Raw genomic sequence first — 24,806 nt, forward strand, 5'->3', positions numbered from 1 at the left:
ACACATGTTCGAATATTGCTGCATGAACTCCGCCGCGACCGTCCACTCGCTGCAGCAGCGCATCGCCGAGATGCAGCCGCTGCGGCTCGACGATCGCGCGCTGCCCATCGCCCCCGGTCTACGGCCGCTGCTCCCCGGGGGCGCGCTGCGCCGCGGCGCGAGCTACGCGGTGCTGGGCTCCCAGCAGCTCGCCCTCGCCCTGCTGGCCGAGGCCTCATCGGCGGGGTCCTGGTGCGGCGTGATCGGCTGCCCCGCCTTCGGCGCTGAGGCCGCCGCCGCCCTCGGGATCGCGCTCGACCGCTGCGTGCTCGTGCCCCGGCCGGGCGCGGATGCGCTGGGCATCGCGGGGTCGCTGAGCGAGGTGCTCGCGGTGGTCCTGCTGCGCCCCCGGTCCCACGCCGGACCCGGCGAGGTCGAGCGGATCTCGGCTCGACTCCGCGAGCACGGATCGGCGCTCGTCGCGGTGGGCGACTGGCCCCGTTCCGAGAGCACGCTGCGCGTCACGGCGTCGCGGTGGCGGGGGCTCGGCGAGGGGCACGGTCTGCTCGAGGGGCGGGAGCTCACCGTGCAGTCCCAGGACCGCCGCGGCACGAGACGGCACACGGTGCGCTTCGCGGGCGGCGCAGTGGCGGATCCCGCCGTCCCCGAGGTGCGCAGACTGGTGCCCCGATGAGCAGCGTTCTGGCCAGAGCCGTCGAGCGGATCATGGTGGTCTGGGTGCCCGACTGGCCGGTGCACGCCCACCTTCGCGAGCTCGAGAGCACGGCGGAGGAGCTTCCCGGCACGCCCGCCATCGCGCTGATCGCGAATCGGCGCGTGGTCGCGTGCTCGGCCGCAGCGCGGGCGGAGGGGGTGCGCGCGGGACTGCGCGAGAGCGAAGCGCAGTCCCGCTGCCCGACGCTCGCGGTCCGCCCGCACGACCCGGAGGTCGACGAGCGCCGCTTCGCCCCCGTGCTCGCCTCGCTCGAGCGCCTCACGCCGGGCGTCGAGCCGACCCGGCCGGGGCTCTGCACCATGCGCGCCCGGGGTCCGGCCCGGTACTACGGGGGCGAGGAGGCAGCCGCCGAGGCGATCCTGAGCCTCGCAGCGGATCTCGGGCTGCACGAGGCGAGGGTCGGGATCGCCGACGGCCGGTTCGCGGCGGAGCAGGCCGCTCGCGCGGCCTCGACCGATCCGGGAGTCACGGCCCCGAGCGGTGGCGCGCGCATCGTACCTGCGGGGGTCGCAGCGGCCTTCCTCAGCGGGCTCCCGGTCGGGCGCGCCGCGGAGCCGGCCCTCACCGAGGTGCTCCATGGCCTCGGCATCCGCACGCTGGGCGCGCTGGCCGCGCTGCCCGAGGACGCGGTGCGGCAGCGCTTCGGGCCCGAGGGGGTCGCCGCGCACCGCCGGGCTTCGGTCGCGGGCCCCCGGCACGGCTCCGAGATCCGGCCCCGCGCCCCGGTGCGGGAGCTCGCGGTGGAGCTCTCCCTCGAGCCGCCGGTCGACAGCGCGGAGCAGCTCGCCTTCGCCTGCATGGCGCTCGCCGAGCGCTTCGTCTCCGGGCTCGCCGAGGATCGCCTCGTCTGCACCGCGCTGCGCGTCGAACTCACCGACGACATCGGCGTGCGGCACGAGCGGGTATGGTCCCATCCGCACCGCTTCACCGCGGCGGACGCGGTCAACCGCGTCCGCTGGCAGCTCTCCGCGATGCCGGCGGGGCCCGCGGCCCGGGAGGACGGGCGGGAGGGTGCCGGGATCGCCCGCGTGCGCCTGGCGCCCGCGCACACCGACCGCGTCTCGGCGCACGAACCCGGGCTGTGGGCCACGGAGCCCGACGCGCGCGTGCACCACCACCTCAGCAGAGTGCAGAGTCGGCTCGGGCACACCGGCGTCGGCACGGCGGAGCTCGCCGGGGGCCGCCTCCTCGCCGAGCGTCAGCGCTTCGTGCCCTGGAGCACGGGCCGGGCCCGGCCCCGCGGATCGCGCGGCTCCGCCGCCGGTCCCTGGCCGGGAGCGGTGCCGGGGCCGACCCCCAGCCTCGTGTTCCCCGAGCCGATCCCGGCCGAGCTCTGCGACGGCTCGGGGCGCCTCGTGGGCATCGACGATGAGGACCTGCTCACCGCCCGGCCGGCGAGGCTGCGGGTGGGGAGCACCTCCTTCCGCGCCCCGGTGAGCGACTGGTCCCTCCCCTGGCCCGTCCGCGAGCAGTGGTGGCGGGGCGCGCCGGAGCGCTTCAGGCTGCAGCTGCAGCTCGCCGACGGCGACGCCTGGATGCTGCTGCACGAGGGCGATCGGTGGTACGCCGAAGGGAGGTACGACTGATGCGCTGGCAGAACTCGCCGCTGCCCTGGCAGGAGTTCGAGCGGCGACTCTCGGGCCGCGCACCGGAGGAGGCTCTGCAGTCCGCCCGCGAAGCCGGCCTCGAAGCCGCCCCCGAGGCGCGGGATCCCGGCTCCTCCTACGAGCCCGGGCCATCCGGACCGCCGACTCCGACTCCGAACACGCCCTACGCCGAGCTGCACGTCCACTCCCACTACAGCTTCCTCGACGGCGCCTCCTCGCCCGAGCACCTCGTCGCCGAGGCCTCCCGGCTGGGCCTCACCGGAATCGCGCTCACCGATCACGACGGCTTCTACGGAGCGGCGCGCTTCGCGGAGGCCGCAGAGGCGCAGGCAGGGAGGGGCCCGGAGGAAGGCGGGGATCGCTCTCCGCCCCTCACGGTCTACGGCGCCGAGCTCTCGCTCGGGCTCGATGCGCCGCAGCTCGGGGCGGCCGACCCGATGGGCACGCACCTGCTGGTGCTCGCGCGCGGAGCGCAGGGCTACCACCGGCTCGCGGGAGCGATCACGCAGGCGCAGCTGGCCGGGGGCGAGAAGGGGCGACCCGTCTACGACCTGGAGGCGCTCGCCGAGGCGGGGAAGGACGAGTGGGTGATCCTCACGGGGTGCCGCAAGGGCGGCCTGCGCCGCGCGCTGGCGTCCGCCGACAACGCGGCCGACGGCGAGGCCCGGGCCCTCGCGGAGCTCGACCGCCTCACCGCGCTCTTCGGCGCCGACAGCGTGCACGTCGAGCTCACGCACCACGGGCACCCCGACGACGATCCCCGCAACGCCCGCCTCGCAGCTCTCGCCGCCGCCCGCGGCCTCCCCGCGATCGTCACGGGCAACGTGCACTACGCGACCCGCGAGGACGCTCCCCTGGCCGAGTCCATGGCCGCGGTGCGGGCCAGGCGCAGTCTCGATGAGCTCGATCCCCACCTGCCTGCCTCGGGCGCGGCGCACCTGCGCAGCGGCGGCGCGATGCTCCGGCGCTTCGCCCGCTATCCCGACGCGGTCGCGCGCACGGTGCCCCTCGCCCGAGAGCTCGCCTTCCCGCTCAGAGCCGCCCGCCCGAAGCTCCCGAGGCTCGACGTGCCCGAGGGCCACACGCAGATGAGCTGGCTGCGCAGGCTCGTGTGGGAGGGCGCCGAGCACCGCTACGGGGCGCCGCTCCCCGAGCGCAACCGCGCCAGGATCGAGCGGGAGCTCAAGGTCATCGCGCAGAAGGACTTCCCCGGCTACTTCCTCATCGTGCACGACCTGGTGCGGAAGGCGCGAGACCTCGGCATCCTGTGCCAGGGCCGCGGGTCGGCCGCGAACTCGGCCGTCTGCTACGTGCTGGGCATCACGGCCGTCGACGCGATCTTCTACGATCTCCCCTTCGAGCGCTTCCTGTCGAGCATGCGCGACGAGGAGCCCGACATCGACGTCGACTTCGACTCCGAGCGGCGCGAGGAGATCATCCAGTACGTCTACGGGAAGTACGGCAGGCTCAACGCGGCGCAGGTCGCGAACGTCATCAGCTACCGCCCGAAGGCCGCGATCCGCGACGCCGCCAAGGCGCTCGGCTACGGCCCGGGGCAGCAGCGCGCGTGGACCAGGGGCCTGGAGCGGTGGAGCGGCATCGACGACGATCCCGACAGCCCCATCCCCGCCCCCGTGCAGCAGCTGGCCGGGCAGTTCATGAGAGCCCCGCGGCACCTCGGCATCCACTCGGGCGGCATGGTGCTGACCGATCGCCCCGTCGGGGAGGTCTGCCCCATCGAGCACGCACGCATGGACGGCCGCACCGTGCTGCAGTGGGACAAGGACAGCTGCGAGACGATGGGGCTCGTCAAGTTCGACCTGCTCGGCCTCGGCATGCTCAGCGCCCTGCAGAAGACGATGGACATCGTCGAGGCGGGCACGGGCGAGCGCTGGGATCTGGACACGATCCCCGGCGAGGAACCCGGCGTCTACGACATGCTGTGCCGAGCCGACGCCGTCGGCGTGTTCCAGGTCGAGAGCCGCGCGCAGCTGAACACCCTGCCGCGGCTGAAGCCCCGCTGCTTCTACGACCTCGTCATCGAGATCGCGCTCATCCGCCCCGGCCCCATCCAGGGCGGCGCGGTGCACCCGTACCTGCGGCGCAGGGAGGGGGAGGCCGTCACCTACCCGCATCCGATGCTCGAGCCGGTGCTCGCGCGCACCCTGGGCGTGCCGATCTTCCAGGAGCAGCTCATGCAGATGGCCACGACGATCGGCGGCTGCAGCGCCGAGGACGCCGACCTGCTGCGCCGTTCCATGGGCTCGAAGCGGGGCGAGGAGCGGATCGAGAGCCTCGAGGCGAAGCTCTTCGCCGGCATGGAGAAGAACGGGATCGTGGGCGAGGAGGCCGCCCGCCTCTACACGCAGATCAAGTCCTTCGCCGACTTCGGCTTCGCAGAGAGCCACTCGATCAGCTTCGCGCTGCTCGTCTACGTGAGCTCCTGGTTCAAACTGCACTACCCCGCCGCCTTCCTCGCGGGGTTGCTGCGCTCCCAGCCCATGGGCTTCTACTCGTCCCGCGAACTCGTGCAGGACGCGCGGCGGCACGGCGTCGAGGTGCGCCAGCCCGACGTGCAGCACTCGGCCGCGCAGGCCGGCCTCGAGACGCTGTCGGGCGAGGCGGCCCCGGCTCGAGGGCGGGCCACCGGCGCGGACGCCTGCCTCGCGGATCCGCAGCCCCCTGTCGGCCGCTTCGACCCGGAGGCCCCCGATGGGAGCGGCCTCCACCGCCGTGACGGCGCGTTCGCGGTGCGGCTCGGGCTCACCGGCGTCCGGGGCATCGAGGCCGAGGCTGCGGAACGCATCGCCCGGGCCCGCGCGCGGGGCCCCTTCGCGGACCTCGCGGATCTCGCGCGCAGGGCGGATCTGGATCGCGGCCGCATCGAGGCTCTGGCCGCCGCGGGGGCCTGCGAGAGCCTCGGGATCGGCCGGCGCGAGGCGCTCTGGGCGGCTGCGCCCGCGGCGGACAACCGCGAGCGCTTCCTGCCGGGCATCGCCGTGCACGTGCAGCCGCCCCTGCTCCCGATGCTCAATCCGGCCGAGCAGACCGCGCTCGACCTGTGGACGACCGGGATCCCGCTCGACGCGCACCCGCTCGCGCTGCTGCGCGACGCGCTCGACGCCCGGGGCGTGGTGCGCTCCGACCTGGTGCGCCGCAACCGGCCCGGCGCGCTCGTGGAGGTCGCGGGTCTCGTGACGCACCGGCAGCGCCCCGGCACCGCCGGCGGCATCGTGTTCATCACCCTGGAGGACGAGGCCGGCAGCGTCAACGTCGTCACCTGGCGGGATGTCTGGCTGCGCAACCGGCTCGTGGCGCGATCCTCCCCCGCGCTCGTGATCCGCGGCCTGCTTGAGCGCTCCCCCGACGGGGTGGTCAACGTCATCGCCGAGGCCTTCGAGCCGCTCGCCTCCCCGGCGGGCGTCGCATCGCGGGACTTCCGCTGAGCGGGCGAGTGGGCCGGATCAGACCGCTCGCCGGCGGATCCTGACGTGCCGCTGCTGCATCATCCCCTGCAGGCCCTCGGGCCCGAGCTCACGCCCGAAGCCCGACATCTTCCACCCTCCGAAGGGCGCCTGGAGTTCGGACACGTCGTTGACGTTCACGCCGACGCCGCCCACGTGCAGCCGCTCGGCGATCCCCCACGCCCGATCGAGATCGCCGCCGAACACGTACGCCGCCAGCCCGTAGTCCCCGCGGTTCGCGAGTTCCGCCACGTCGTCGCCCGCCCCGAAGCGATGCACGGCGACGAGCGGGCCGAAGGTCTCCTCGCGCATCACGAGCGCGTCGGCGGGCACGCCGTCGAGCACGGTCGGCTCGAAGAACAGCGAGGGATCGAGCCGGGCGTCGACCTCTGCTCCTCCGCCGCCCGCCCGCAGGCGGGCTCCGGAGGCGAGCGCCTCGTCGATGTGCCGCCGCGACTTCTCGATGACCGCCGCGGTCGTCACGGGGCCTCCCGTGACGCCGGGGTCGAAGCCGTGCCCGAGCCGGATCGCCCGCGCCTCGGCGGCCACGGCCTCGACGAAATCGTCCGCCACGCGCTCGTCGACGAGGATGCGGTTCACGGCGATGCAGATCTGGCCCGCATTCGAGAAGGATCGGCGCGCGGCCGCGGCGGCGGCCTCCGCGACGTCGGCGTCGTCGAGCACGACGAACGGCGAATGCCCGCCGAGCTCCAGGGTGACCCGTTTCAGGGTCGAGGCCGCCGAGCGCATGATCGCCTGCCCGGTCGCCGTCGACGCCGTCGCCGTGATCGCCGCGATGCCCGGGTGCTCGGAGAGCCGCGAACCGGCCTCGAACGCGCCGGGAAGATCCGAGAGCACACCCTCGGGCAGGCCCGCATCGAAGAGGCACCGTACGATCTCCGCCACCGCGAGCGGCGTCTCGATCGGCGGCTTGACGATCACGGCGTTGCCCGCCGCGAGCGCGGGCCCGACCTTCCACGCGTAGAGGTCGACGGGATAGTTCCAGGGGACGATCGCCGCGACGACGCCCAGGGGCTCCCAGGTGACGAGCGAGCGGATGTCGCGTCTCGCCGCGGGCCGTATCGAGCCGGCGACGCGGCGGCCCTGCTCGGCGTAGTACCGGATCACCCGCGCCCCGAAGGTGATCTCCTTGCGGCTGTCCACCACCGTCTTCCCCTGCTCGCGCGTGAGCAGCTCGGCGATGCGCTCGATGCGCTCGTCGATGAGGGCCGCCGCTCGCAGCAGGATCTCGCAGCGCTCGTCGGCGGTCAGCGCCGCCCAGCGGGCGGATCCGGCATGCCCGGCCTCGACGGCGCGATCCACGTCGCCCGCGCCCGCGACGGCGCTCGTCCCGACGAGTTCGCCGGTCGCCGGATCCCGCACCTCGGCCGTCTCACCGCTCAGAGCGGCGACCCACTCGCCCCCGATGCAGACGCCGCGCTCCAGCCCCGTCATCACCGCACCTCGGGGGCGGAGAACTCGCGCGAGCGGAGGCGGCGCCACAGCTCGGCGTAGTTGCGGTCGTTCTGCTGATGCGCGAACGTCGTGCGGTTCGAGTTGGTGTTCACCATGATCATCGGCTCGACCCCGCGGGCCACGAGCTCGGCGGTGGTCGAGGCGTTGATCGCGTGCCCGACCGCGATCGCGACCGACGTCGAGGTCGGTCCGACGGGGAACTCGAGGCCGTCGATGAACTGCGAGGCGTCCTCGAGCGGGATTCCGGTGTCGATCGTGACGTCGGCGATCTCGTAGAGGCGCTTGCCGCAGGAATGGCGGCTCTCGACCTGCGAGGAGTGCGGCACCGAGGTCACCGCGATGACCTTGAGCCCGCGCTCCTTGAACTCGACCGCCATGTCGAGGATCACGGCGTTGATGCCGGAGTGCGAGAAGAGGATGAGCGCGTCGTCCTCCTTGAGCTGGTGGGATCGCAGGATCGCCGTGCCGTAGCCCTCCCGCGTGTGCAGGAAGCGGTACTGGGCGGTGCCCTGATCGCCGAGCACGTGGTGCATGAGCGCGATGGAGCTCTCCACGATGGGGCGGAAGCCCGTCACGCCCCCGGTGCGGGGGAACATCTCGAGCGCGGCGAAGCCGCCGTGGCCCGTGCCGAAGGTGAAGACGAGTCCGTCTCGGGCGATGGTGTCCGCGCAGATCTGCGCGGCCCGCCCGATAGCCTCGCCCTGGGTGTCGCGCACCCGCGCGAGCTTGGCGATCACGTCGTCGAAGTATCCCGTTGCGATGCTCATGGTTCTCTCTTCTTCCTGTGCGGTTGCCCGGTGGATGGTGTTGCCGGCGCGGGTCACTCGGCGGCGAGCGCCTCGAGGCCTGCCCGGAGCAGGTCGAGCTCCGCCTCGCGGCGGGGCTCGGCGTCGAGCTTGGAGTAGTCGCTGCCGCTCACGCTCGCGAGGCAGAGCGAGGCTGCCGCGATCCCGAGGGCGCGAGCGACGACGAGCACGGCGCTCGTCTCCATGTCGGCGCCCACGACGTGCTGCAGGCGGCGCCTGGCCACGAGCTCGGCCTGTCTCTCGGGGTCCTCTCGGCGCATGAGGTCGGTGTAGAAGCCGTCCGCGGTCTCGTAGATGCCCGTGCGCACCGGCCGGCCCGTCGCCCGGGCGGCGGCCTCCACCCGCGCGGTCAGCTCGAAGTCGGGCACCGCCGGGTATCCGATGGGCAGGTAGCCCGCGGAGGTTCCCTCGTTCCGGATCGCGCCGTGCGCGACGACGAGGTCGCCGAGCTCGCTGGGACCCGCAGTCATGACGGTCCCGAGGCGGAGCACGCGTCGGACCCCGATGGAGGCGAGCTCCTCCACGACCACGGCCGCGACGGGAGCCCCCATGCCGAAGGCGCTGACCGTGACTCGCCGGCCACGGTGGCTCCCCGTCGCCGTTGTGAGACCGCGGTCCTCGTTGAGCAGTACCGCATCGTCGAGCAGCTCGGTCGCGAGCAGCACCCGGCCCCGGTCGCCGACGACGATGGCGTCCTCCCCCACCTGGTCGGGCGTGCAGTGCAGGTACCAGGCCTCTCTCGGCGTTGTCATGCGTTCCTCTTCTCGTCTCGCTGGTGATCGGTCTGCAGGTCGGGATCGGGGCGTCTCTCGGAGAGCATCCGCGCGGTGGCATCGGATGCCGCGGCGAGGTGCGCGAGCATCTCCTCCGGTTCGGGATCGCCCCCGGCCGCGAGGAGCGCCACCAGAGTGCCGGAGAAGGTGTCGCCGGCCCCGGTCGTGTCGACGCCCGTCACCGGCTGTGCGGGAACCGACCCCACGCCGGTGAGTTCGCATCCGGGGCCGACGCGGAGCAGCTCGGCCCCCTCCGATCCGCGCGTCACGACGACGTAGGCTCCGGGCGCCGCTGCCGCGGCGACGGTCTCGAGGTATCCGCGCTCGCCCTCGCTCAGGGTCACGAGACGCGCCCGGGAGGCGAGCTCGGCGACGAGTTCGGCGGTGAGCGAGGCGGGATCCTGCTTGACGATCCAGAAGACGGGGGCGCCGGCCGGGATCGCGGTGAGCAGCTCCCGGGTGGTCTCCTCCGGCCCGACCGTCACGACCGCGGCGTCCGCGGTGGCGAGCAGCTCGCGCTGCGCCGCGGTGAGCCGGTCGGCGTGGCAGTCCCCGGGGTCGAAGAGGCAGATGGCCCCCTGGCCCTCGGGGTAGAGGAGGTGGGCGCTCGGGCTGCGCGAGCCCGAGCGCGCGACGCCCGAGGTGTCGGCCCCGCCGGTCTCCACCGCGCGCACCCACGCCTCCCCCTCGGCGTCGCCTCCGACCCACGAGAGCGCGGCGACCCGCACGGCGCCTCCCGCGGCGCGGGCCGCCGCGCGGGTGACGTGGGCGATCCCGCCGTACCTCGGCCACTCGTCCGCGCGGGAGCGCACTGTCGTCGTCGCGTGGTGTCCCTCGAACGGCGCGAGCTGCATGGCGTAGTCCACGCTCGCGTAACCGCTCACCACCAGGGTCGGGAGATGCTCCGTCACAGCATCTCCTCGGCCTCTGCGAGCGGCACGACCCGGCCGAAGTAGCGCCCGATGTCCTCGAGGCTCGCCTCGGCGAGGTGCGGGCGGTTGGAGTTCGTCGCCTCGCGCGGCACGACGACGTCGAAACCGCCCGCGAACGCGTCCTGCACGGTCGCCCGGATACACACGTTGGTCTTCACCCCGGCGACGACGACCCGCGTGATCCTCTGCTCCCGCAGGAGGAGGTCGAGGTCGGTCGCGTAGAAGCCCGAGTAGCGGCGCTTCGGCACGACGATCTCCCGGTCGCGGTCGACGGGTTCGAACCCGGGGAAGAACGCCGCGTCTCGCGCTCCGTCCTGGTGGTGGCGCGGGAGTTTCGCGAACTCGTAGTCGTCGAGCCCCCGATAGTGCCGTTCGACGACGTGCACGAGCAGCGCGTCGCGGGCCCGCGCGGCGTCGCGCAGCGACGCGAGCGCCGGCAGCGTCTCCTCGACCTCGGGGTAGTAGTTGGCGTGACCGGGATCGTAGAAGGAGTTGATCACGTCCACGAGCAGCAGCGCGGTGTCGGGGCGGCGGGAGTACGACATGGTGTCCTTCACGGTGTTCAGGGGTCAGGCGGTCACGCGCGCCCGCCTGCGCAGGCCGGTAAAGCCTGCCCAGGCGAGTACCGCGACGACGGCGATGTACGGGAGGGTCTGGATCAGGTCCGCGGAGAATCCGCCGCTCGTCTGGAGTCGGATCTGCAGCGCGTCGAAGAAGGAGAAGAGCAGGCACGCGAGCGCCGTCGCCAACGGCTTGGAGCGGCCGAAGTAGAAGGCCGCGAGCGCGACGAAGCCGCGCCCGGCGATCATGTTCTCGTTGAAGAGACCGCTCACGCCCAGCGAGAGCGCGACGCCGCCCAGGCCGGCGAGCAGGCCGGCCAGCATCCCCGCGGTGTCGCGGAGACCGAGCGTGCGGACGCCGAGCGACGCGCTCGCCCGCTCGCTCACGCCCGTCGCGCGGGTGCGGACGCCCCACCGGGTGTTGGCGAAGGCCCAGGCCAGGAACGGCACGAGCAGCGCGGCGAGCCAGAACAGCGCGTCCTTTCCGCTCAGCATCGCTCCCAGGACCGGGATCCCGTCGACACCCGGGATCGAGATGCGCGGGATCCGGGGCTGATCGGGGAATCGCAGTGTGCCCGAGACCCCAAAGACCGCGCGGAGCACGAAGCCGACGATCCCGAGCGCGACGATGTTGAAGCCGAGCCCCACGATGATCTCGTTGGCCGAGAGCCGCGTGATCACCAGGCTCATGACGAGTCCGGCGAGCGCCCCGCCGAGACCGCCCGCGAGCACGCCGACGAGCCAGTTGCCGGTCGCCGCGCTCGCGAGGATGCCGAGGAACGCCCCGACCAGCATCTGCCCCTCGAGGCCGATGTTGACCACGCCCGCACGGCGGTGGATCGCGCCGCCCAGCGCGGCGAGCACGAGCGGCACCGCCAGCAATAGCGTCGAGTTGATGATGCTGTCGATCATGCGCTCGCCTCCGTGTTCTCCGCGGACCTCCTGCGCCTGCGCAACCGCGGAATGGCGAACTGCGCGACCGCGAGCATCATGACGGCGCCCTGCAGGATGTCGATGAGCTGGATGGGGATGTTCACGAAGAGCTGCACGGTCGCGCCGGCGGCTGCGAGCGCACCGAAGGCGACCGCGCCGATCACGATCCCGATCGGATTGAAACGCGCGAGCAGCGCGATCGCGATGCCGGTGAACCCGAAGTTCGCCGAGAAGCCGACCGAGAAGCGGTGGACCAGGCCGAGGGTGTGCACGGCTCCCCCGATGCCGCCGATCGCGCCCGAGGCGAGCATGGCCGTCATCAGGACCGGGCGAACGCGGAGCCCCTGCGCCGCCGAGAAGCGCGGCGTCCGGCCGACCGCGTCGAACTCGAAGCCGAGCTGAGTGCGCCTGGTCCAGACCGCGTAGACGATGACGAGGGCGATCGCGATGAGGAAGCCCGCGCTGAGCTGACCGGGAGGGGCGAGCAGCGGGAGCTCGGCCGGGGTCGCGATGTAGGCGGTCGCCGAATTCGCCTGGCCGGGGGCCAGGAAGAACGACTGCACGAGCCAGGCCGTCACGCCCGCGACGATGAAATTGAACATGAGGGTCGAGACGACCTCGTCCACGCCGAGCCAGGTGCGCAGCGCCGCCGGGATCAGCGCCACGAGCGCGCCCGCGAGGCCGCCCGCGACGAGGCAGGCGGCGATCGCGACGGCGGGCGGCGCATCCGTCATTCCGGCGCCCACCACGGAGGCGGCGAGTCCCGCGAAGGCGAAGCTCCCCTCCACGCCGACGTTGAACACGCCGGCACGGAAGGCGATCGCCGCCGCGAGGCCCGTGAAGAGCAGCGGGGTGGCCGCGGTGAGGGTCGCGTTGATCCTCGCCGCGTCGCCGAAGGCCTCCTGCGCGAGCATGCCGTAGATCTCGACGGGGCTCTCGCCGCCGATCAGGAGCGCGACGGCGCCGACGAGGAGCGCGATCGCCACCGGCACTGCGATGCGCCACGCCGACCGGCCGATACGCCGCCAGGGCATTCCGCGCTGCTGCACGGGGACGGGTACGTAGCTCGTGTTCGCGCCCGTCTCGGGCGCCTGCTGGAAGGTCACCCTTCTCCCTCCCGCCGCCCGGTGCCGGTGCCGAGCATGAGCTTGCCGAGCTCGACGCGATCGGCGCCGCGCCCGAGCTCGCCGACGACGCGGCCCTGATGCAGCACCACGACGCGGTCGGCGAGCGCCTGGATCTCGTCGAGCTCCTCGCTGAACAGCAAGACGGCGCCGCCCGCGTCGCGCGCCTCGCGCAGCTGCTCGTGGATGAAGCCGATCCCGCGGATGTCGACGCCGCGGGTCGGCTGGCTCGCGATGAGCACAGAGGGTTTCTCCCGCAGCTCGCGGGCGATCACCACGCGCTGCTGGTTGCCGCCGGAGAGGCTCGACATCGGATCCCGATCTGAGCCGTAGCGCACGGCGCCCGACTGCAGCACATCGGAGACCGCGGCCCGCACCCGGGAGCGCACGAGCCAGCCGAGGCGAGAGAGCTTCGCCAGGGCGGGCGTGGCGATGGCGTTCTCGGCGATCGACAGCTCGAGCGCGAGGCCCTCCTGCTTGCGGTCGGCGCTCACGTAGCCGAACCCGGCGCGCCGCCGCGCGCGGACGGAGGGTCTCGCGAGCCGCTCCCCGCGCAGCCTGATCGTGCCCCGCTCGGGCTTCCGCAGCCCGATGAGGGCCTCGGCGAGCTCCTCCTGGCCGTTGCCGGTGACCGCGGCGACGCCCAGGATCTCCCCCGAGCGCACGTCGAGGTCGATGCCCGACAGGCGCTCCACCCCCCGGTCGTCCCGCGCGGCGAGGCCGCGGCACTCGAGCACCACGTCGCCGGGCTCCCCGGGCCTCGGCGCGTCCGCGGGCAGGGGCTCCCCGCCCATGATGAGGCGGGCGAGCATCTCGACCGAGGCCTCGCCGCTCGGGATGGCCGGCTGGGTCACCCCCGCCCGCAGCACCGTGATCTCATCGGCGACCCGCATCACCTCGCCGAGCTTGTGGCTGATGAACACGACCGTCCGCCCGTCGTCGGCGAGCCGTCGGAGCAGGCCGAGCAGCTGAGTGGCCTGGGCCGGCGCGAGCACGGCCGTGGGCTCGTCGAGGATGAGCACGTCGGCGCCCCTGCCGATCAAGCGCAGTATCTCGATCTGCTGCTGGATCGCGATCGGCGCGTGCGCGGCCCGGAGGCCCCAGTCGATGTCGGTGCCGACCGACCGCGCGAGCCGCTCGGCCTCCTCGCGCGCCCGGCGCCAGTCGATGCGGCCGAAGTCGGAGGGCTCATGGCCCAGCACGAGGTTCTCGAGCAGCGTGAGGTCGGGCACGATGGCGAGTTCCTGCTGCACGAGGCCGATCCCGCGCCTGATCGCGTCGCGCGGGCCGGCGAAGCGCACGGGCGCGCCGTCGACCAGGATCTCGCCGTCGTCGGGCTGGTCGAGGCCGTAGAGCATTCTCATCAGCGTGCTCTTGCCCGCGCCGTTCTCCCCGATGACCGCGAGCACTCTTCCGCGGTGCGCGACGAGCGACACGTCGCGGTTCGCGCGCACCGGCCCGAAGGACCTCGCGATCCCGCGCGCCTCGATCCGGGGCGGGGAGTCGCGCTCCGCCTGGGTCACGTCTTCCATCACCTGTTCAGCTCTTCCGACGCGTCCGTGCCGGCCTAGCCGCCCTGGTAGAAGTCGGGGTAGCCGTCGCTCACCACGTTCCACACGTCGATGCTGCCGTCGATGATGCCCTGCCTCAGCTCCTCGATCCGGTCGAGCGTGGCCTGCGGAATGGCGTCCTTCGTGAACTCGAAGTCGGTCAGCCCCACCGCGTCCTCCTTGAGGCCGAAGGTGAGCGTCTTGCCGCCGGGGAAGGAGCCTTTCGCGTAGTCGCCGATCACCGTCTCGACGGCGAGGTCCGTGCGCTTCAGCACGCTCGTGAGCACCGAGCCCGGCGCGACGCCGTCCTGATTGTCATCCACGCCGATGGCGTAGCGGTTCGACTCATCGGCGGCCTGGATCACCCCGGCACCGGTGCCGCCCGCCACCGAGTACACGATGTCGGCTCCCCGCTCGAACATCGACTGCGCGAGTTGCTGGCCCTTGGCCGGGTCCGCGAAGTCGTTGGAGTACGCGGTCAGCACCTCGACCTCGGGATCGATGTCCTTCGCGCCCTGGATGAAGCCGACGAGGAACTTGTCGATGCCCACGCCCGAGGTACCGCCGATCACCCCGATCACCTTGTCCGCGTTGATCCTCGGATCCTCGGTGTTCGTCGTCTGCATCGCCGCGAGGGCGCCCGCGAGATAGGAGCCCTCCTGCTCCTGGAAGAGTACCGAGGCCACGTTGTCGCCCTTGGCCTCCGCGTTGACGATCACCCAGTCGCTCTCCGGGAAGTCCGCTGCGACCTGACTGATGATCTGGTTGTGTGAGAACTCCAGGTCGATGACGAGGTCGACCCCCGACTGGCCGGCGCGGCGCAACAGCTGCTCGCCCTGACCGACGACGTCGTCGGACTCGATCGTGCTGCCCTGGAGACCGGTGTCGGCGAGCGCCCTCTCGAAGCCCGCGTTCGCGAGATCGTTGTAGGACTGGTCGCCGAGGCCGCCCTGCGCGATGACGAGGGCGACCCTGCCCCCGTCTTTACCGCTGCTGTCAGCCGCGCCCGTCGAGCAGGCTGTGAGCGCGAGGAGCGTAGCCGCCGCCGGCACGACGAGCAGTGCTCGGGTTCGTTTCATGAGATCCTCCGTTGGATGGGTTGTTGAGGGTGACGCGGTAGAGGTAGTGAGTGCCGAGATAACGGGCACGCACGTGCTCAAGGAGCTGCCCCGAGGCGTCGTGGGAGCGGCGGTCTACCTCGATGAGCGCGGTCCCCGGGTCGACGCCGAGGTGCTCGGCCTCGTCGGGCTCCGCGTTGATTGCGCGCAGCGTCTCCTCGCCCTCAGCGAGGGAGAGACCGGCGGCACGGAGGGCGCCGTAGAACGAGAAGTCGAGCTGCGCCGCGCGCCACTCGTCGAGTCCGACCCGGGCGGCGATGTAGTCGGGCACGATGAGCCGCTGCAGGCCGACCGCGCTGCCGCCCACGCTGCGCAACCGCTCGAGCACGACCAGACCGACGTCCTCGGGGAAGGGCGAGCCGGGTCGATCCTGCGCACCGGGGGCGAACTCCGCGTAGTCGAGCAGGATGTTGCCCGGAACGAGGCCCAGGCTGTCGATGTGCTCGCTGAAGCTCGTGAGCTCGGGCAGCTTGCGCTCCATCGGGCGCGCGCGCACGAAGGTGCCCTTGCCGCGCCGGCGTGAGACGAGTCCTCTGTCGACGAGAAGCTCGAACGCCTTGAGGATCGTGGCGCGGGAGAGGCCGTTCTCGGCTGCGAGCATCGGCTCGCTCGGCAGCTGGGTGCCGGGCGACAGCTGCTGATCCGCGATGTGGGCTTCGAGCGCATTGGCCAATTGCATGTACAGCGGCTGCGCACCCCGCTCGGTGTCGAGATCGAATCGCATCACTGCCCTCTATTCCGCATCTTATCCTGTTGTCCGGTCAAGTATAGGCACAAGATCGTCGCCGCCGGAGGAAGATCTCGCATTCTCTCGGTCCCCGTTCAGCGGCACCCGACCGGCTAGGCTGACGACGTGCACACCTCGACGGCCCTCCTCACCGACCACTACGAGCTCACGATGGTCGACGCCGCGCTCCAGGCCGGCACCGCTCACCGGCGCAGCGTCTTCGAGCTCTTCGCGCGACGCCTCACGGGCGCGAGGCGCTACGGCGTTGTCGCCGGCACCGGCCGGCTGCTCGAGGCGATCGAGCGCTTCCGCTTCACCGAGGCCGAGCTCGGCTTCCTGCGCGAGCGGGGCGTCGTGAGCGACGCCGCCCTCGACTGGCTCGCTGATTTCCGCTTCAGCGGCGACATCTGGGGATATCCGGAGGGCGAGGTCTTCTTCCCCGGCTCGCCGCTCATCACGGTCGAGGCGAGCTTCGCCGAGGGGGTGCTGCTCGAGACGCTCGCCCTCAGCATCCTCAACGCCGACTCCGCCGTCGCCACGGCGGCCTCCCGCATGGCGCACGCCGCGAACGGCAAGCCGCTCGCCGAGATGGGATCCCGCCGCACCGGCGAACGCAGTGCCGTCGCCGCCGCCCGCGCCGCCTACATCGCGGGCTTCAGCGCCACCTCCAACCTCGAGGCGGGCCGCAGCTACGGCATCCCCACGATGGGCACCGCGGCGCACAGCTTCACCCTGCTGCACGACAGCGAGCGCGAGGCCTTCGAGGCCCAGGTCGCGGCGCTCGGCACCGGCACCACGCTGCTCGTCGACACCTACGACATCGAGCAGGGCGTGCGCACGGCCGTCGAGGTCGCGGGCACGGGGCTCGGCGCGGTGCGCATCGACTCGGGCGACCTGCCCGTGGTCGTCGCGCGCGTGCGGCGGCTGCTCGACGAGCTCGGCGCGACCCGCACCCGCATCACCGTGACCAACGACCTCGACGAGTACACCGTCGCGGCGCTCGCGGCGTCGCCGGTGGACAGCTTCGGCGTGGGGACCTCGGTGGTCGTCGGATCCGGATCGCCCACGATGGGCATGGTCTACAAGCTCGTCGCCCGCGAGGACGACGCCGGCCGCTGGGTGTCGGTGGCGAAGAAGTCGGCCGACAAGGTCTCGGTCGGCGGTCGCAAGAGCGTGCGCCGCGAGTACAGCGCACGCGGCGTCGCGACCGCGGAACTGATGCTCCTGGGCGACGGCCCCGGCGGAGAGCCCGGGGGCGCGGCGGGCACCGGCGCGGAGAGCACCGGCGCGGAGGGCACCGGCGCGGAGTGCGGGAGCGCCCGCCCGGTGCTCGCCCCGCTGGTCGTCGCCGGCTCGGTGCAGCCGGGGCACACGGGCGCCGAGGGCATCGCGGCCGCCCGCGAGCGGCACGCGCTGCGCGTGCGCGAGCTCCCGCCCGTCGCGATGCGGCTCACCCGCGGCGACCCGGCGATCCCGACCGAGTACCGGCGGGCGCAACGGAGTACGTCATGAGCACGGTGGATCCCGAACTGCGGTGGTGGAGGAACGCCCGCACCCTGCGCGCGACATCGACCGTGCTGTGGTGCGCGACGTTCGCGGGATCGCTGGTGACCGGCTGGTCGAACGCGCGCGTTCTCGGCGGCGGCCGGTGGGTGCGCTGGGCCGGGGCCGACTGGCTCGTCGGCACCGACGGCACCTCGGAGACGGTGCAGCAGATCGCGCGGGTCTCGCTGATCGTCCTCCCGTTGCTGATCATCGTCGCCGGTGCGGTCGACGGCTACGCTCGCGCCAGGAGCCGCACCGGCCCGGCCTGGTGCATCTTCTCCGCATTCGGCTGGGCGGCGCTCGGTCTCGGCCTCGGTTCGTTCGCCGCCCTCGTGGGTTCGGGATCCCTGGCGCTGCCCGTGCTGCTCACGGCGCTCGGTGCGCTCGCCCTGGTGATCCGCCCCATCACCCGCCGCGCGCTCGCCACGCGTGCGGAACGTCGGGCCTGGTCCAGGACCCACGGCGCTCCGGCCGATGCCGTTGCGACGAAGGTCGACGTCGAGACAGTCGCCGGGATCGATCGCTGGAGGGTCACCCTGCGCTACGAGGATCGCACCGGCCGGACGCGGTGGCATCGGGCCTCCATCCGCTTCCAGGAACGCGTCATGCCGCGCATCGGCGACGGGTACGAGATCCGCTACGACCCCGATCACCCGGGCCGACGCTCGTCGATCCACGTGAACCTGGCGAGGACGAAGAAGGCGGCGCGCTGACGAACCGGCCGGGCACCGCCCGGCGCTACTTCTTCATGCGCTCGTAGATCCGCTTGCAGTCGGGGCAGACCGGAAACTTCTCGGGGTCGCGCGAGGGCGTCCACTTCTTGCCGCAGAGCGCGCGCACCGGCTTGCCCGTCACCGCGGACTCGAGGATCTTGTCCTTCGGCACGTAGTGCGAGAAGCGCTCGTGGTCGCCCTCCTCGATCTGCTCTTCCTCGAGCAGCTTCTCGAGTTCGCGGTCGAGCACATCGGCTCCCCCGGCGGATCCGGAATCGCTTCGCGTGAAGATACCCATGCGCCCATTGTAACCCCGGCGCCGCGCCGGGGCCGGGGTCAGTCGAACACCTGCGTCACCGCGATCAGCTCGGGCCCGCTGCGGTCGAAGATCCACCCGCCGATGAGCACGCCGAGCAGCAGCGCGACCGCACCGTAGCCGACGCCGAAGAGCAGCGCCCAGACGTTCTGCACGAACTCGACATCGATGAGGGCGGTGACCGAGAACCACACGGGCGGCACGGCGAGCACGAGCGAGATCAGCATCGAGAGCGTCTGCGCGAGGCCCGATCCCGAACCCGACCACTGGGGCTGCACGAAGGGGCTGTCGCCCGGCCGTGTCGCGGGGTAGGGCATCAGCGCCGAGAAGACGCTCGACACGGCGCTCGCCACGAGCAGCACCGCCACGTTCATGCCGATCACGGCGGGCAGCACCCGCCAGTCCCCCAGCACCGTGACGGTGATGCTCGACCCGATGAGCGCGAGCGGCACGCCGATCAGCATCACCGGGGCGAGACGCCCGGCGCGATCCGCACGCCCCGGGATGCCGCTCGCCACGTGCTCCCAGATGGCGGTGGAGTCCATGGAGACGTCGTTGTGCTGGGACCAGCCGAGCAGCAGCAGGATGATCGGCAGCGGCACGAGCGACAGCGTGCGCAGGTCGGCTCCCGCGACCCAGAAGGCGAGCAGCATCACGATCGGAGCGATCGGGATCGCGAACAGCGCGACGCGGTAGCGGGGATCCCGCCCCCAGTAGGTGAGCTCGCGCGCCGCGATCACCTGGGAGGGGCGGGCGGGGAAGCGCTCGAACCAGCCGAGCCCGGCGCGCGCGACGGCCGGATCCGCGGGACGCGCCACGCGCTGATTGGACACCCACGTGATCGGGATCCAGAGCGCCACGAGGAGCAGGATCGCGCCCCCAACGACGAGAAGATGCACGATGGCGCCGTCCACGTCGCCGGACGCGGCGAGGGAGAGCGCGGCGAAGGGAGCCCCGAAGGGGGTCCAGGCGGCTGCGTCGGCCGCGGCGGCCGCGGCGTCGCGCCCGTCGGGGCCGAACGCCGTCGCTCCGGCGAACACCGCGACCGGCAGAAACGCGACGAACAGCACCGCCCCCGCGGTGTGCAGGGCTCCCGCGAAGCGCTGGCCGGCCAGCAGCTTGGAGAGCGCCGACATCACTCTGGCGCTGCAGAGCGCGAGCACCGCGGCGAGAGCGAGCGCGGCCGGGGCGATCCACCCCGGTTCGCGCCACTCGGGTCGCAGCGCGCCGAGCGAGACGAGCCACACCGCGAGCAGCAGGAACGGCCAGCTCACGACCGATGTGACGAGCAGTCCGAAGGCGATCGCGCCCGGGCTCGTGGGGAGCTGCGCGAACTGCCGCGGCTCGAGGTGGCGCCGATTCTCGAAGAAGGGCACCACGAAGACCGCCGCGAGCAGGATCGCACCGATGAGCGTGTCGACGAGCGCGCGATCCTCGCCGGCCGGGATGAGCCGCGCCGGCAGGTAGGCGAGCAGCGCGGCGGCGGCGGCGAGCACGAGGTACCACAGCGAGGTGCGCAGGCCCTTCGCGAGCGAGCCCCGGAAGGCGCCCCCCAGCAGCGCTACTCGGAGTCGGAAGAGCCGTGCAACCACTCGAGTCCCTTCCTCGTGTCGCTCGTGCCGGTGAGCTTCGTGAACCGCTCCTCCAGGCTGAGCCCGTCGCGCACGGCGTCGACCGTGCCCTGCGCGATCACGCTGCCGTCGACGATGATCGAGACGTGGTCGCACACGCGCTGGATCAGATCGAGGCTGTGGCTCGACATGATCACGCTGCCGCCGCCGCCGACGTACTTCTCGAGGATCTCCGTGACGTTCGAGGCCGAGACCGGGTCGATGGCCTCGAACGGCTCGTCGAGCACGAGCACCTCGGGCGCGTGGATCATGGAGCAGGCGAGGGCGATCTTCTTCTGCATGCCCGCCGAGTAGTCGGAGACGAGGCGGCCGAGCGCAGACTCCAGGCCGAACGCCTCGGCTAGTTCGGTGGAGCGCTTCGCCACCGCGGCCTCGGGCACCCCGTGCAGCACGCCCGAGTAGTAGAGCAGCTGCGCCCCGGTGAGCCGGTCGAAGAGTCGGAGCCGGTCGGGCAGCGTGCCGATGAGCCGCTTCGCGGCGGGCCCATCCGACCAGACGTCGACGTCGCCGACGGTCACGCGGCCGGAGGTGGGGCGCAGCAGCCCGCTGATCATGGAGAGCGTGGTGGTCTTGCCCGCGCCGTTCGGGCCGACGATGCCCGTGAACGAACCCGCGTGCACGTCGATCGAAACGTCGCCGGCGGCGACGAGAGGTCCGTAGGTCTTCGTGAGCATCTCCGTGCGCAGCACGACCGGGTTCTGCTCGGCCAGCCGCCCGCGCTCGCGGGCGCGCACGACGGAGGGCACCGGAACCTGAATGCGGCCCGTACGCGGCGCTCGCTCCTCAGACTGGGGAACGGACGTGGCTGACGTGGTTTCGGGCGGCACGAGTTCTAATTTATCAAATCATCTCGACCGCACGGTGCATACCGCACGGGGGCCGCGCCTCCGCGGGGCGATCCACCGCCCGATCGACCCGGCGCGCCGCCCGATGCGCGCCGGGTCCGCAGGAACCGGCAGAATAGCTGTTGTGACTTCCTCCTCCGAGCACCGGCCGCCGCGCGCGAGCGCGTGGTCCTCGCTGTGGCTGCTGAGCCGCCGCGACCTGAAGGTGCGGTACTCGACCTCGCTGCTCGGATACCTGTGGTCGATCCTCGACCCGCTGCTGATGAGCCTCATCTACTGGTTCATCTTCACCCAGGTGTTCTCGCGCACGGTCGGCGAAGAGCCCTACATCGTGTTCCTGCTCACGGCGATGCTGCCCTGGGTGTGGTTCAACGGCGCGGTCTCCGACTCCACGCGCGCGTTCCTGCGCGACGTGAGGCTGGTGCGCTCCGTGTCGCTGCCCCACTGGATCTGGGTGGGCCGCATCGTGTGCTCCAAGGGCATCGAGTTCCTGCTCAGCATCCCGGTGCTCGTCGTCTTCGCGATCGGGGCGGGGGCGACACCGGGCTGGGGGCTGCTGCTGTTCCCCGTGGCCGTGCTGCTGTTCACCGCGCTCACGCTCGGGATCGGGCTCATCATCGCCCCGCTCACCGTGTTCTTCCGCGACTTCGAGCGCGCGGCGAAGCTGATCCTGCGCGTGCTCTTCTACGCGTCGCCCGTCATCTACGGCGCCTCCGATCTTCCCGGTTTCGCGCAGCCCTTCGCCTGGTTCAACCCGCTCTCCGGCATCTTCGCGCTGTTCCGCGCGGGATTCTTCCCGGATCAGCTGAACTGGCCGCTCATCGGCGTCTCCGCCGCGCTCTCGCTCGTCATCCTCGCCGTCGGCGCGGTCGTCTTCCGCCGCACCATCGGCGGCGTTCTGAAGGAGCTGTGATGGAGGCCACCTCGACCGACGCCGGGCGGACCATCATCTCGGCCCGCGGCCTCGGCGTGCGCTTCCGCCGCAACCGGGGTTCGCGGCGCAGCTTCAAGGACCTCTTCGCGGGACGATCGCGGCGCAGCCGGCCCGGCGAGTTCTGGGCGCTGCGCGAGGTCTCCTTCGATGTGCGCCCCGGCGAGGCGATCGGCGTCGTCGGGCGCAACGGGCAGGGCAAGTCGACGCTGCTCAAACTCGTCGCCGGGGTGCTGTTCCCGGACGAGGGCCGCGTTCGGGTGCGCGGCGGCGTCGCGCCGCTCATCGAGATCACCGGCGGTTTCGTCGGCGATCTGACCGTGCGCGACAACGTGCACCTCACGGCTGGGCTGCACGGCCTCGGCAAGGGCGAGATCGCCCGGCGCTTCGAGTCCATCATCGACTTCGCGGGCGCGGAGGACGTGATCGACACCCCGTTCAAGCACCTCTCGAGCGGCATGAAGGTGCGGGTGGCGTTCGCCCTGATCTCGCAGCTCGACGAACCGATACTGCTGGTCGACGAGGTGCTCGCGGTGGGCGACAGGGCGTTCCGCGCCAAGTGCTACCGCCGCATCGAGGAGCTGCTGGCCGAGGGCAAGACCCTCTTCCTCGTCTCGCACAACGAGCGCGACCTGCGCCGCTTCTGCGGCCGCGGCCTGTACCTCGATCAGGGAAGGCTCGTGCTCGACGCCCCCATCGACGAGGTGCTCGACCGCTACAACAGCGACCACCCCGCCTAGGCCCGTCGCGCCTCCGCGCGGGCGAGGAGCGCCTCGATCGCGGCGTGGAACCGCGCGGTGGGCGCCCCGGGCGAGGTGTCGCCGAAGTAGTGCTGCGACCAGGTGCCGAGGCGCTCGCGGGCGGCGGCGTCGCCGATCACCCGATCCAGCACCTCGGCGATGTCGGGCGCGTCGACCGCGTCGAGCCACTCGCAGACGCTCAGGTACCCTCCCTCGTCGACCGCGGCCTCGGGAGCGGTCGGCCGCGTGACCATGAGCGGCTTGCCCGTCGCGAGGCGGTCGTACACCATGGCCGAGATGTCGCAGATGGCCGCATCGGGCAGGCTGAGCTGCCACCCGAGCGCCGGGGAGTCGTCGTAGAGGTGCTGCGCCGCGGGATCCTGCCGGTTCGCCTCCTCCAGCATGGCGATGATGCGCTGGTTCGCCGCCCCGAACTCGGGGTCCACGACGCCGCTGCGCGGGTGCGGTCGGTACACGACCCGGTGCCGCCCGGTGGCCAGGAGCGCGCACACGAGCTTCTCGCCGTGCGTGGCGACCGAGCCGTAGCAGGCCGCGGGGCGGTCGCCCTCCCAGGTCGGGGCGTAGAACACGACCGTGCGATCGTCGGGCTCGAACGGGGGGCGTCCGTCGAGGTGATCGGTCTGCGGGCGGCCGATGGGGATCGTGCGCTGCGCGACGTCGTAGTCCCACAGCGCCTTCGAGAGCCGCGCCCGCGCCGCGTCGCCCGCCACCAGCGCGACGTCGTACGTCTTGTGCTGGTTGCTGGTCATGTACATCTTGTCGCTCTCGCCGTGATTGATGAAGACGTGCCAGCGCCGGCCGTAGCGCATCATCTGGAAGTTGCGCGTGTTCTGATTCACGTACAGGATCACGTCGAGCCGCTGCTGCTCGATCGCCTGCTCGATGTCGGTCACCTTCGGCACGAATGCGACGTCGAGCCCGCTCTCGCGCATCAGCTGCCGGGCCCCCGCCGCGTTGCGCGCGAGCACCAGCACCGGCCACCGCTTCGAGAGCCCGCGCAGCGGCGCGTACCACTGGCGCATCTGATAGATGTTGACGTCGCTGTCGGCGAAGTAGACGCCGACCCGGTAGTGCTGCTCGGGCAGCGGCCCGCGACCCTCGATCATGTCCCGCAGCTCGAAGTAGGCCCGGCGCCCCTTGAGCACGCGCTTCGCCAGCCGCACGGCGCGCTTCGCATCCTTCGCCAGTTGCATCCCTCCAGGGTAATCGTTTCTTCCTGTGGGAGGATCGGGGGGTGCTCCTCACCCCCCTGCCGGACTCCCCCGCGGTGAGCTATGTCATGCCGGTGCTCAACGAGGAGGGGTATCTCGAGACGGCGGTGCGCACGATCCTCGCGCAGGACTACACGGGAGCGAAGGAGATCGTGCTCGCCCTGGGCCCCTCGCGCGATCGCACCGACGAGATCGCCCGCCGCCTCGCCGCCGAGGATCCCCGGGTTCGGCTCGTCGCGAACCCGGAGCGCGACATCCCGGCGGGCCTCAACCGCGCGATCGCGTCGAGCCGGCACCCCGTGGTGGTGCGCGTCGACGCGCACTCGGAGCTCACCCCCGACTACACGCGGCTCGGGATCGCGGCCCTGCGGCGCGAGGGCGCGGCGAACGTGGGCGGCGTCATGCGGGCCGCCGGCGACGGGCCGGTGCAGCGGGCGATCGCGCGCGGATACAACAGTCCCTTCGGCCTCGGCGGGGGCGCCTACCACGGCGACGGCGCCCCGGGGCCGGCGGAGTCGGCCTACCTCGGCATCTTCCGGCGCGAGGCGCTCGAGGCGGTGCGGGGCTACGACCCAGAGATCCTGCGCGGCGAGGACTGGGAGCTCAACCTGCGGCTGCGGCGCGCCGGATACGCCGTGTGGTTCGAGCCCGCGCTCGGCGTGACCTACTGGCCGCGCGCGAGCCTCGGCGACCTCGCGCGGCAGTTCTTCGCCACCGGCACCTGGCGCGCGGTGCTCGTGCGACGCTACGGCCGGGCCAACCCGTGGCGGTTCTTCGTCCCGGGCGCGCTCGTGCTCGGGATCGCCGCGGGTCTCGTCGGCCTGCTGCTGCTGGCACTCGGCGTGCTCCCCTGGGCGTCGGGGTGGCCGCTGCTGCTCGCGCCCGCCGCGGGCTACCTGCTCGGGGTCGCTTTCGCCGTGATCCGGATCCCCGATCAGCGCGGCGCACGCGACCGCCTGCTCACCGCGGCCACCCTCGTGACCATGCATCTGAGCTGGGGCGCGGGCTTCCTGCGCGGCCTGCTCCTCGGCGGCGGCCGGGTGGTCGACCGCTCGCGAGTGTGATCGC

The 24,806-nt window shown here is 72.3% G+C and carries 22 protein-coding genes; 8 read left to right on the top strand and 14 right to left on the bottom strand.

Annotated features, from left to right (window positions below; genetic code table 11):
* The first annotated feature begins 22 nt into the window (after positions 1-22).
* The 3 genes from D1J51_RS06870 to D1J51_RS06880 are packed head-to-tail and all read left to right on the top strand — an operon-like array spanning position 23 to position 5,768.
* On the top strand, positions 23-673 hold the full coding sequence (locus tag D1J51_RS06870; RefSeq protein ID WP_119074440.1) for a hypothetical protein: 651 nt from the start codon (positions 23-25) through the stop codon (positions 671-673).
* The gene (locus D1J51_RS06875; protein ID WP_119074441.1) at positions 670-2,301 is read left to right on the top strand and encodes a DNA polymerase Y family protein; all 1,632 of its coding nucleotides are present in this window, start codon (positions 670-672) and stop codon (positions 2,299-2,301) included. Before D1J51_RS06870 ends, D1J51_RS06875 begins: the two co-directional genes overlap by 4 nt.
* Entirely contained in the window at positions 2,301-5,768 is a 3,468-nt protein-coding gene (locus D1J51_RS06880) for an error-prone DNA polymerase (RefSeq protein ID WP_119074442.1), read from the top strand. Before D1J51_RS06875 ends, D1J51_RS06880 begins: the two co-directional genes overlap by 1 nt.
* Before the next feature lie 18 nt (positions 5,769-5,786).
* Here D1J51_RS06880 and D1J51_RS06885 read toward each other — a convergent pair whose 3' ends face one another.
* The 10 genes from D1J51_RS06885 to D1J51_RS06930 are packed head-to-tail and all read right to left on the bottom strand — an operon-like array spanning position 5,787 to position 15,782.
* Positions 5,787-7,241: an aldehyde dehydrogenase family protein gene (locus D1J51_RS06885; protein ID WP_240423004.1), complete on the bottom strand. Its 1,455-nt coding sequence runs from the start codon at positions 7,239-7,241 to the stop codon at positions 5,787-5,789.
* Positions 7,241-8,029 (bottom strand): sugar isomerase domain-containing protein, encoded by a 789-nt coding sequence (locus D1J51_RS06890; RefSeq protein ID WP_119074443.1) that lies wholly within the window; start codon positions 8,027-8,029, stop codon positions 7,241-7,243. Before D1J51_RS06890 ends, D1J51_RS06885 begins: the two co-directional genes overlap by 1 nt.
* 53 nt (positions 8,030-8,082) lie before the next feature.
* Positions 8,083-8,820 carry a nucleoside phosphorylase gene (locus D1J51_RS06895; RefSeq protein ID WP_119074444.1) on the bottom strand — a complete coding sequence of 246 codons (738 nt, stop codon included), beginning with the start codon at positions 8,818-8,820 and terminating at the stop codon, positions 8,083-8,085.
* On the bottom strand, positions 8,817-9,752 hold the full coding sequence (locus tag D1J51_RS06900) for a carbohydrate kinase family protein (RefSeq protein WP_119074445.1): 936 nt from the start codon (positions 9,750-9,752) through the stop codon (positions 8,817-8,819). Before D1J51_RS06900 ends, D1J51_RS06895 begins: the two co-directional genes overlap by 4 nt.
* Complete coding sequence (locus tag D1J51_RS06905) at positions 9,749-10,330, bottom strand: cysteine hydrolase family protein (RefSeq protein ID WP_240423006.1); 582 nt, start codon at positions 10,328-10,330, stop codon at positions 9,749-9,751. The genes D1J51_RS06900 and D1J51_RS06905 overlap by 4 nt, the downstream gene beginning before the upstream one ends.
* Positions 10,331-10,342: 12 nt before the next feature.
* Positions 10,343-11,245 carry an ABC transporter permease gene (locus D1J51_RS06910; protein WP_119074447.1) on the bottom strand — a complete coding sequence of 301 codons (903 nt, stop codon included), beginning with the start codon at positions 11,243-11,245 and terminating at the stop codon, positions 10,343-10,345.
* The gene (locus D1J51_RS06915) at positions 11,242-12,372 is read right to left on the bottom strand and encodes an ABC transporter permease (RefSeq protein ID WP_240423008.1); all 1,131 of its coding nucleotides are present in this window, start codon (positions 12,370-12,372) and stop codon (positions 11,242-11,244) included. The genes D1J51_RS06910 and D1J51_RS06915 overlap by 4 nt, the downstream gene beginning before the upstream one ends.
* Complete coding sequence (locus D1J51_RS06920; protein ID WP_119074448.1) at positions 12,369-13,922, bottom strand: ABC transporter ATP-binding protein; 1,554 nt, start codon at positions 13,920-13,922, stop codon at positions 12,369-12,371. The genes D1J51_RS06915 and D1J51_RS06920 overlap by 4 nt, the downstream gene beginning before the upstream one ends.
* 35 nt (positions 13,923-13,957) lie before the next feature.
* The gene (locus D1J51_RS06925) at positions 13,958-15,019 is read right to left on the bottom strand and encodes a BMP family lipoprotein (RefSeq protein WP_119074449.1); all 1,062 of its coding nucleotides are present in this window, start codon (positions 15,017-15,019) and stop codon (positions 13,958-13,960) included.
* Complete coding sequence (locus tag D1J51_RS06930; protein ID WP_119074450.1) at positions 14,937-15,782, bottom strand: GntR family transcriptional regulator; 846 nt, start codon at positions 15,780-15,782, stop codon at positions 14,937-14,939. Before D1J51_RS06930 ends, D1J51_RS06925 begins: the two co-directional genes overlap by 83 nt.
* A 129-nt stretch (positions 15,783-15,911) precedes the next feature.
* Here D1J51_RS06930 and D1J51_RS06935 point away from each other — a divergent pair, with 129 nt between their 5' ends.
* Complete coding sequence (locus D1J51_RS06935; RefSeq protein ID WP_119074451.1) at positions 15,912-17,297, top strand: nicotinate phosphoribosyltransferase; 1,386 nt, start codon at positions 15,912-15,914, stop codon at positions 17,295-17,297.
* Complete coding sequence (locus D1J51_RS06940) at positions 17,294-18,043, top strand: DUF3592 domain-containing protein (RefSeq protein ID WP_119074452.1); 750 nt, start codon at positions 17,294-17,296, stop codon at positions 18,041-18,043. The genes D1J51_RS06935 and D1J51_RS06940 overlap by 4 nt, the downstream gene beginning before the upstream one ends.
* Before the next feature lie 25 nt (positions 18,044-18,068).
* On the opposite strand, the gene D1J51_RS06945 is transcribed toward D1J51_RS06940, so the two are convergent.
* From D1J51_RS06945 to D1J51_RS06955, 3 genes are read right to left on the bottom strand one after another with little or no spacing between them, the layout of a single operon-like run.
* Positions 18,069-18,341 carry a DUF3039 domain-containing protein gene (locus D1J51_RS06945; protein WP_119074453.1) on the bottom strand — a complete coding sequence of 91 codons (273 nt, stop codon included), beginning with the start codon at positions 18,339-18,341 and terminating at the stop codon, positions 18,069-18,071.
* Positions 18,342-18,379: 38 nt separating this feature from the next.
* Complete coding sequence (locus tag D1J51_RS06950) at positions 18,380-19,951, bottom strand: hypothetical protein (RefSeq protein ID WP_119074454.1); 1,572 nt, start codon at positions 19,949-19,951, stop codon at positions 18,380-18,382.
* Positions 19,921-20,736, bottom strand: coding sequence for an ABC transporter ATP-binding protein (locus tag D1J51_RS06955; RefSeq protein WP_371414079.1), 816 nt, complete (start codon positions 20,734-20,736; stop codon positions 19,921-19,923). The genes D1J51_RS06950 and D1J51_RS06955 overlap by 31 nt, the downstream gene beginning before the upstream one ends.
* A 184-nt stretch (positions 20,737-20,920) precedes the next feature.
* On the opposite strand from D1J51_RS06955, the gene D1J51_RS06960 reads away from it, so the two are divergent.
* A complete protein-coding gene (locus D1J51_RS06960; RefSeq protein WP_119074456.1) occupies positions 20,921-21,748 on the top strand; it encodes an ABC transporter permease in 828 nt (275 codons plus the stop codon).
* A complete protein-coding gene (locus tag D1J51_RS06965; RefSeq protein ID WP_119074457.1) occupies positions 21,748-22,506 on the top strand; it encodes an ABC transporter ATP-binding protein in 759 nt (252 codons plus the stop codon). The genes D1J51_RS06960 and D1J51_RS06965 overlap by 1 nt, the downstream gene beginning before the upstream one ends.
* Here D1J51_RS06965 and D1J51_RS06970 read toward each other — a convergent pair.
* A complete protein-coding gene (locus tag D1J51_RS06970; protein ID WP_119074458.1) occupies positions 22,503-23,720 on the bottom strand; it encodes a hypothetical protein in 1,218 nt (405 codons plus the stop codon). The two genes, D1J51_RS06965 and D1J51_RS06970, sit on opposite strands and share 4 nt — an antisense overlap.
* A 41-nt stretch (positions 23,721-23,761) precedes the next feature.
* Between D1J51_RS06970 and D1J51_RS06975 the strand changes: the two genes are divergently transcribed.
* Positions 23,762-24,802 carry a glycosyltransferase family 2 protein gene (locus tag D1J51_RS06975; protein WP_119074459.1) on the top strand — a complete coding sequence of 347 codons (1,041 nt, stop codon included), beginning with the start codon at positions 23,762-23,764 and terminating at the stop codon, positions 24,800-24,802.
* Positions 24,803-24,806: the final 4 nt, after the last annotated feature.

Source organism: Leucobacter sp. wl10, from assembly GCF_003569785.1.
Taxonomy (GTDB): domain Bacteria; phylum Actinomycetota; class Actinomycetes; order Actinomycetales; family Microbacteriaceae; genus Leucobacter.

What these genes read in the sequence shown, in the direction of transcription:
- D1J51_RS06870 (WP_119074440.1), top strand. Translation starts at nt 23, where the DNA reads ATGAACTCCGCCGCGACCGTCCACTCGCTGCAGCAGCGCATCGCCGAG.
- D1J51_RS06875 (WP_119074441.1), top strand. Translation starts at nt 670, where the DNA reads ATGAGCAGCGTTCTGGCCAGAGCCGTCGAGCGGATCATGGTGGTCTGG.
- D1J51_RS06880 (WP_119074442.1), top strand. Translation starts at nt 2,301, where the DNA reads ATGCGCTGGCAGAACTCGCCGCTGCCCTGGCAGGAGTTCGAGCGGCGA.
- D1J51_RS06885 (WP_240423004.1), bottom strand. Translation starts at nt 7,241, where the DNA reads ATGACGGGGCTGGAGCGCGGCGTCTGCATCGGGGGCGAGTGGGTCGCC.
- D1J51_RS06890 (WP_119074443.1), bottom strand. Translation starts at nt 8,029, where the DNA reads ATGAGCATCGCAACGGGATACTTCGACGACGTGATCGCCAAGCTCGCG.
- D1J51_RS06895 (WP_119074444.1), bottom strand. Translation starts at nt 8,820, where the DNA reads ATGACAACGCCGAGAGAGGCCTGGTACCTGCACTGCACGCCCGACCAG.
- D1J51_RS06910 (WP_119074447.1), bottom strand. Translation starts at nt 11,245, where the DNA reads ATGATCGACAGCATCATCAACTCGACGCTATTGCTGGCGGTGCCGCTC.
- D1J51_RS06920 (WP_119074448.1), bottom strand. Translation starts at nt 13,922, where the DNA reads ATGGAAGACGTGACCCAGGCGGAGCGCGACTCCCCGCCCCGGATCGAG.
- D1J51_RS06925 (WP_119074449.1), bottom strand. Translation starts at nt 15,019, where the DNA reads ATGAAACGAACCCGAGCACTGCTCGTCGTGCCGGCGGCGGCTACGCTC.
- D1J51_RS06930 (WP_119074450.1), bottom strand. Translation starts at nt 15,782, where the DNA reads ATGCGATTCGATCTCGACACCGAGCGGGGTGCGCAGCCGCTGTACATG.
- D1J51_RS06940 (WP_119074452.1), top strand. Translation starts at nt 17,294, where the DNA reads ATGAGCACGGTGGATCCCGAACTGCGGTGGTGGAGGAACGCCCGCACC.
- D1J51_RS06945 (WP_119074453.1), bottom strand. Translation starts at nt 18,341, where the DNA reads ATGGGTATCTTCACGCGAAGCGATTCCGGATCCGCCGGGGGAGCCGAT.
- D1J51_RS06960 (WP_119074456.1), top strand. Translation starts at nt 20,921, where the DNA reads ATGCGCGCCGGGTCCGCAGGAACCGGCAGAATAGCTGTTGTGACTTCC.
- D1J51_RS06965 (WP_119074457.1), top strand. Translation starts at nt 21,748, where the DNA reads ATGGAGGCCACCTCGACCGACGCCGGGCGGACCATCATCTCGGCCCGC.
- D1J51_RS06970 (WP_119074458.1), bottom strand. Translation starts at nt 23,720, where the DNA reads ATGCAACTGGCGAAGGATGCGAAGCGCGCCGTGCGGCTGGCGAAGCGC.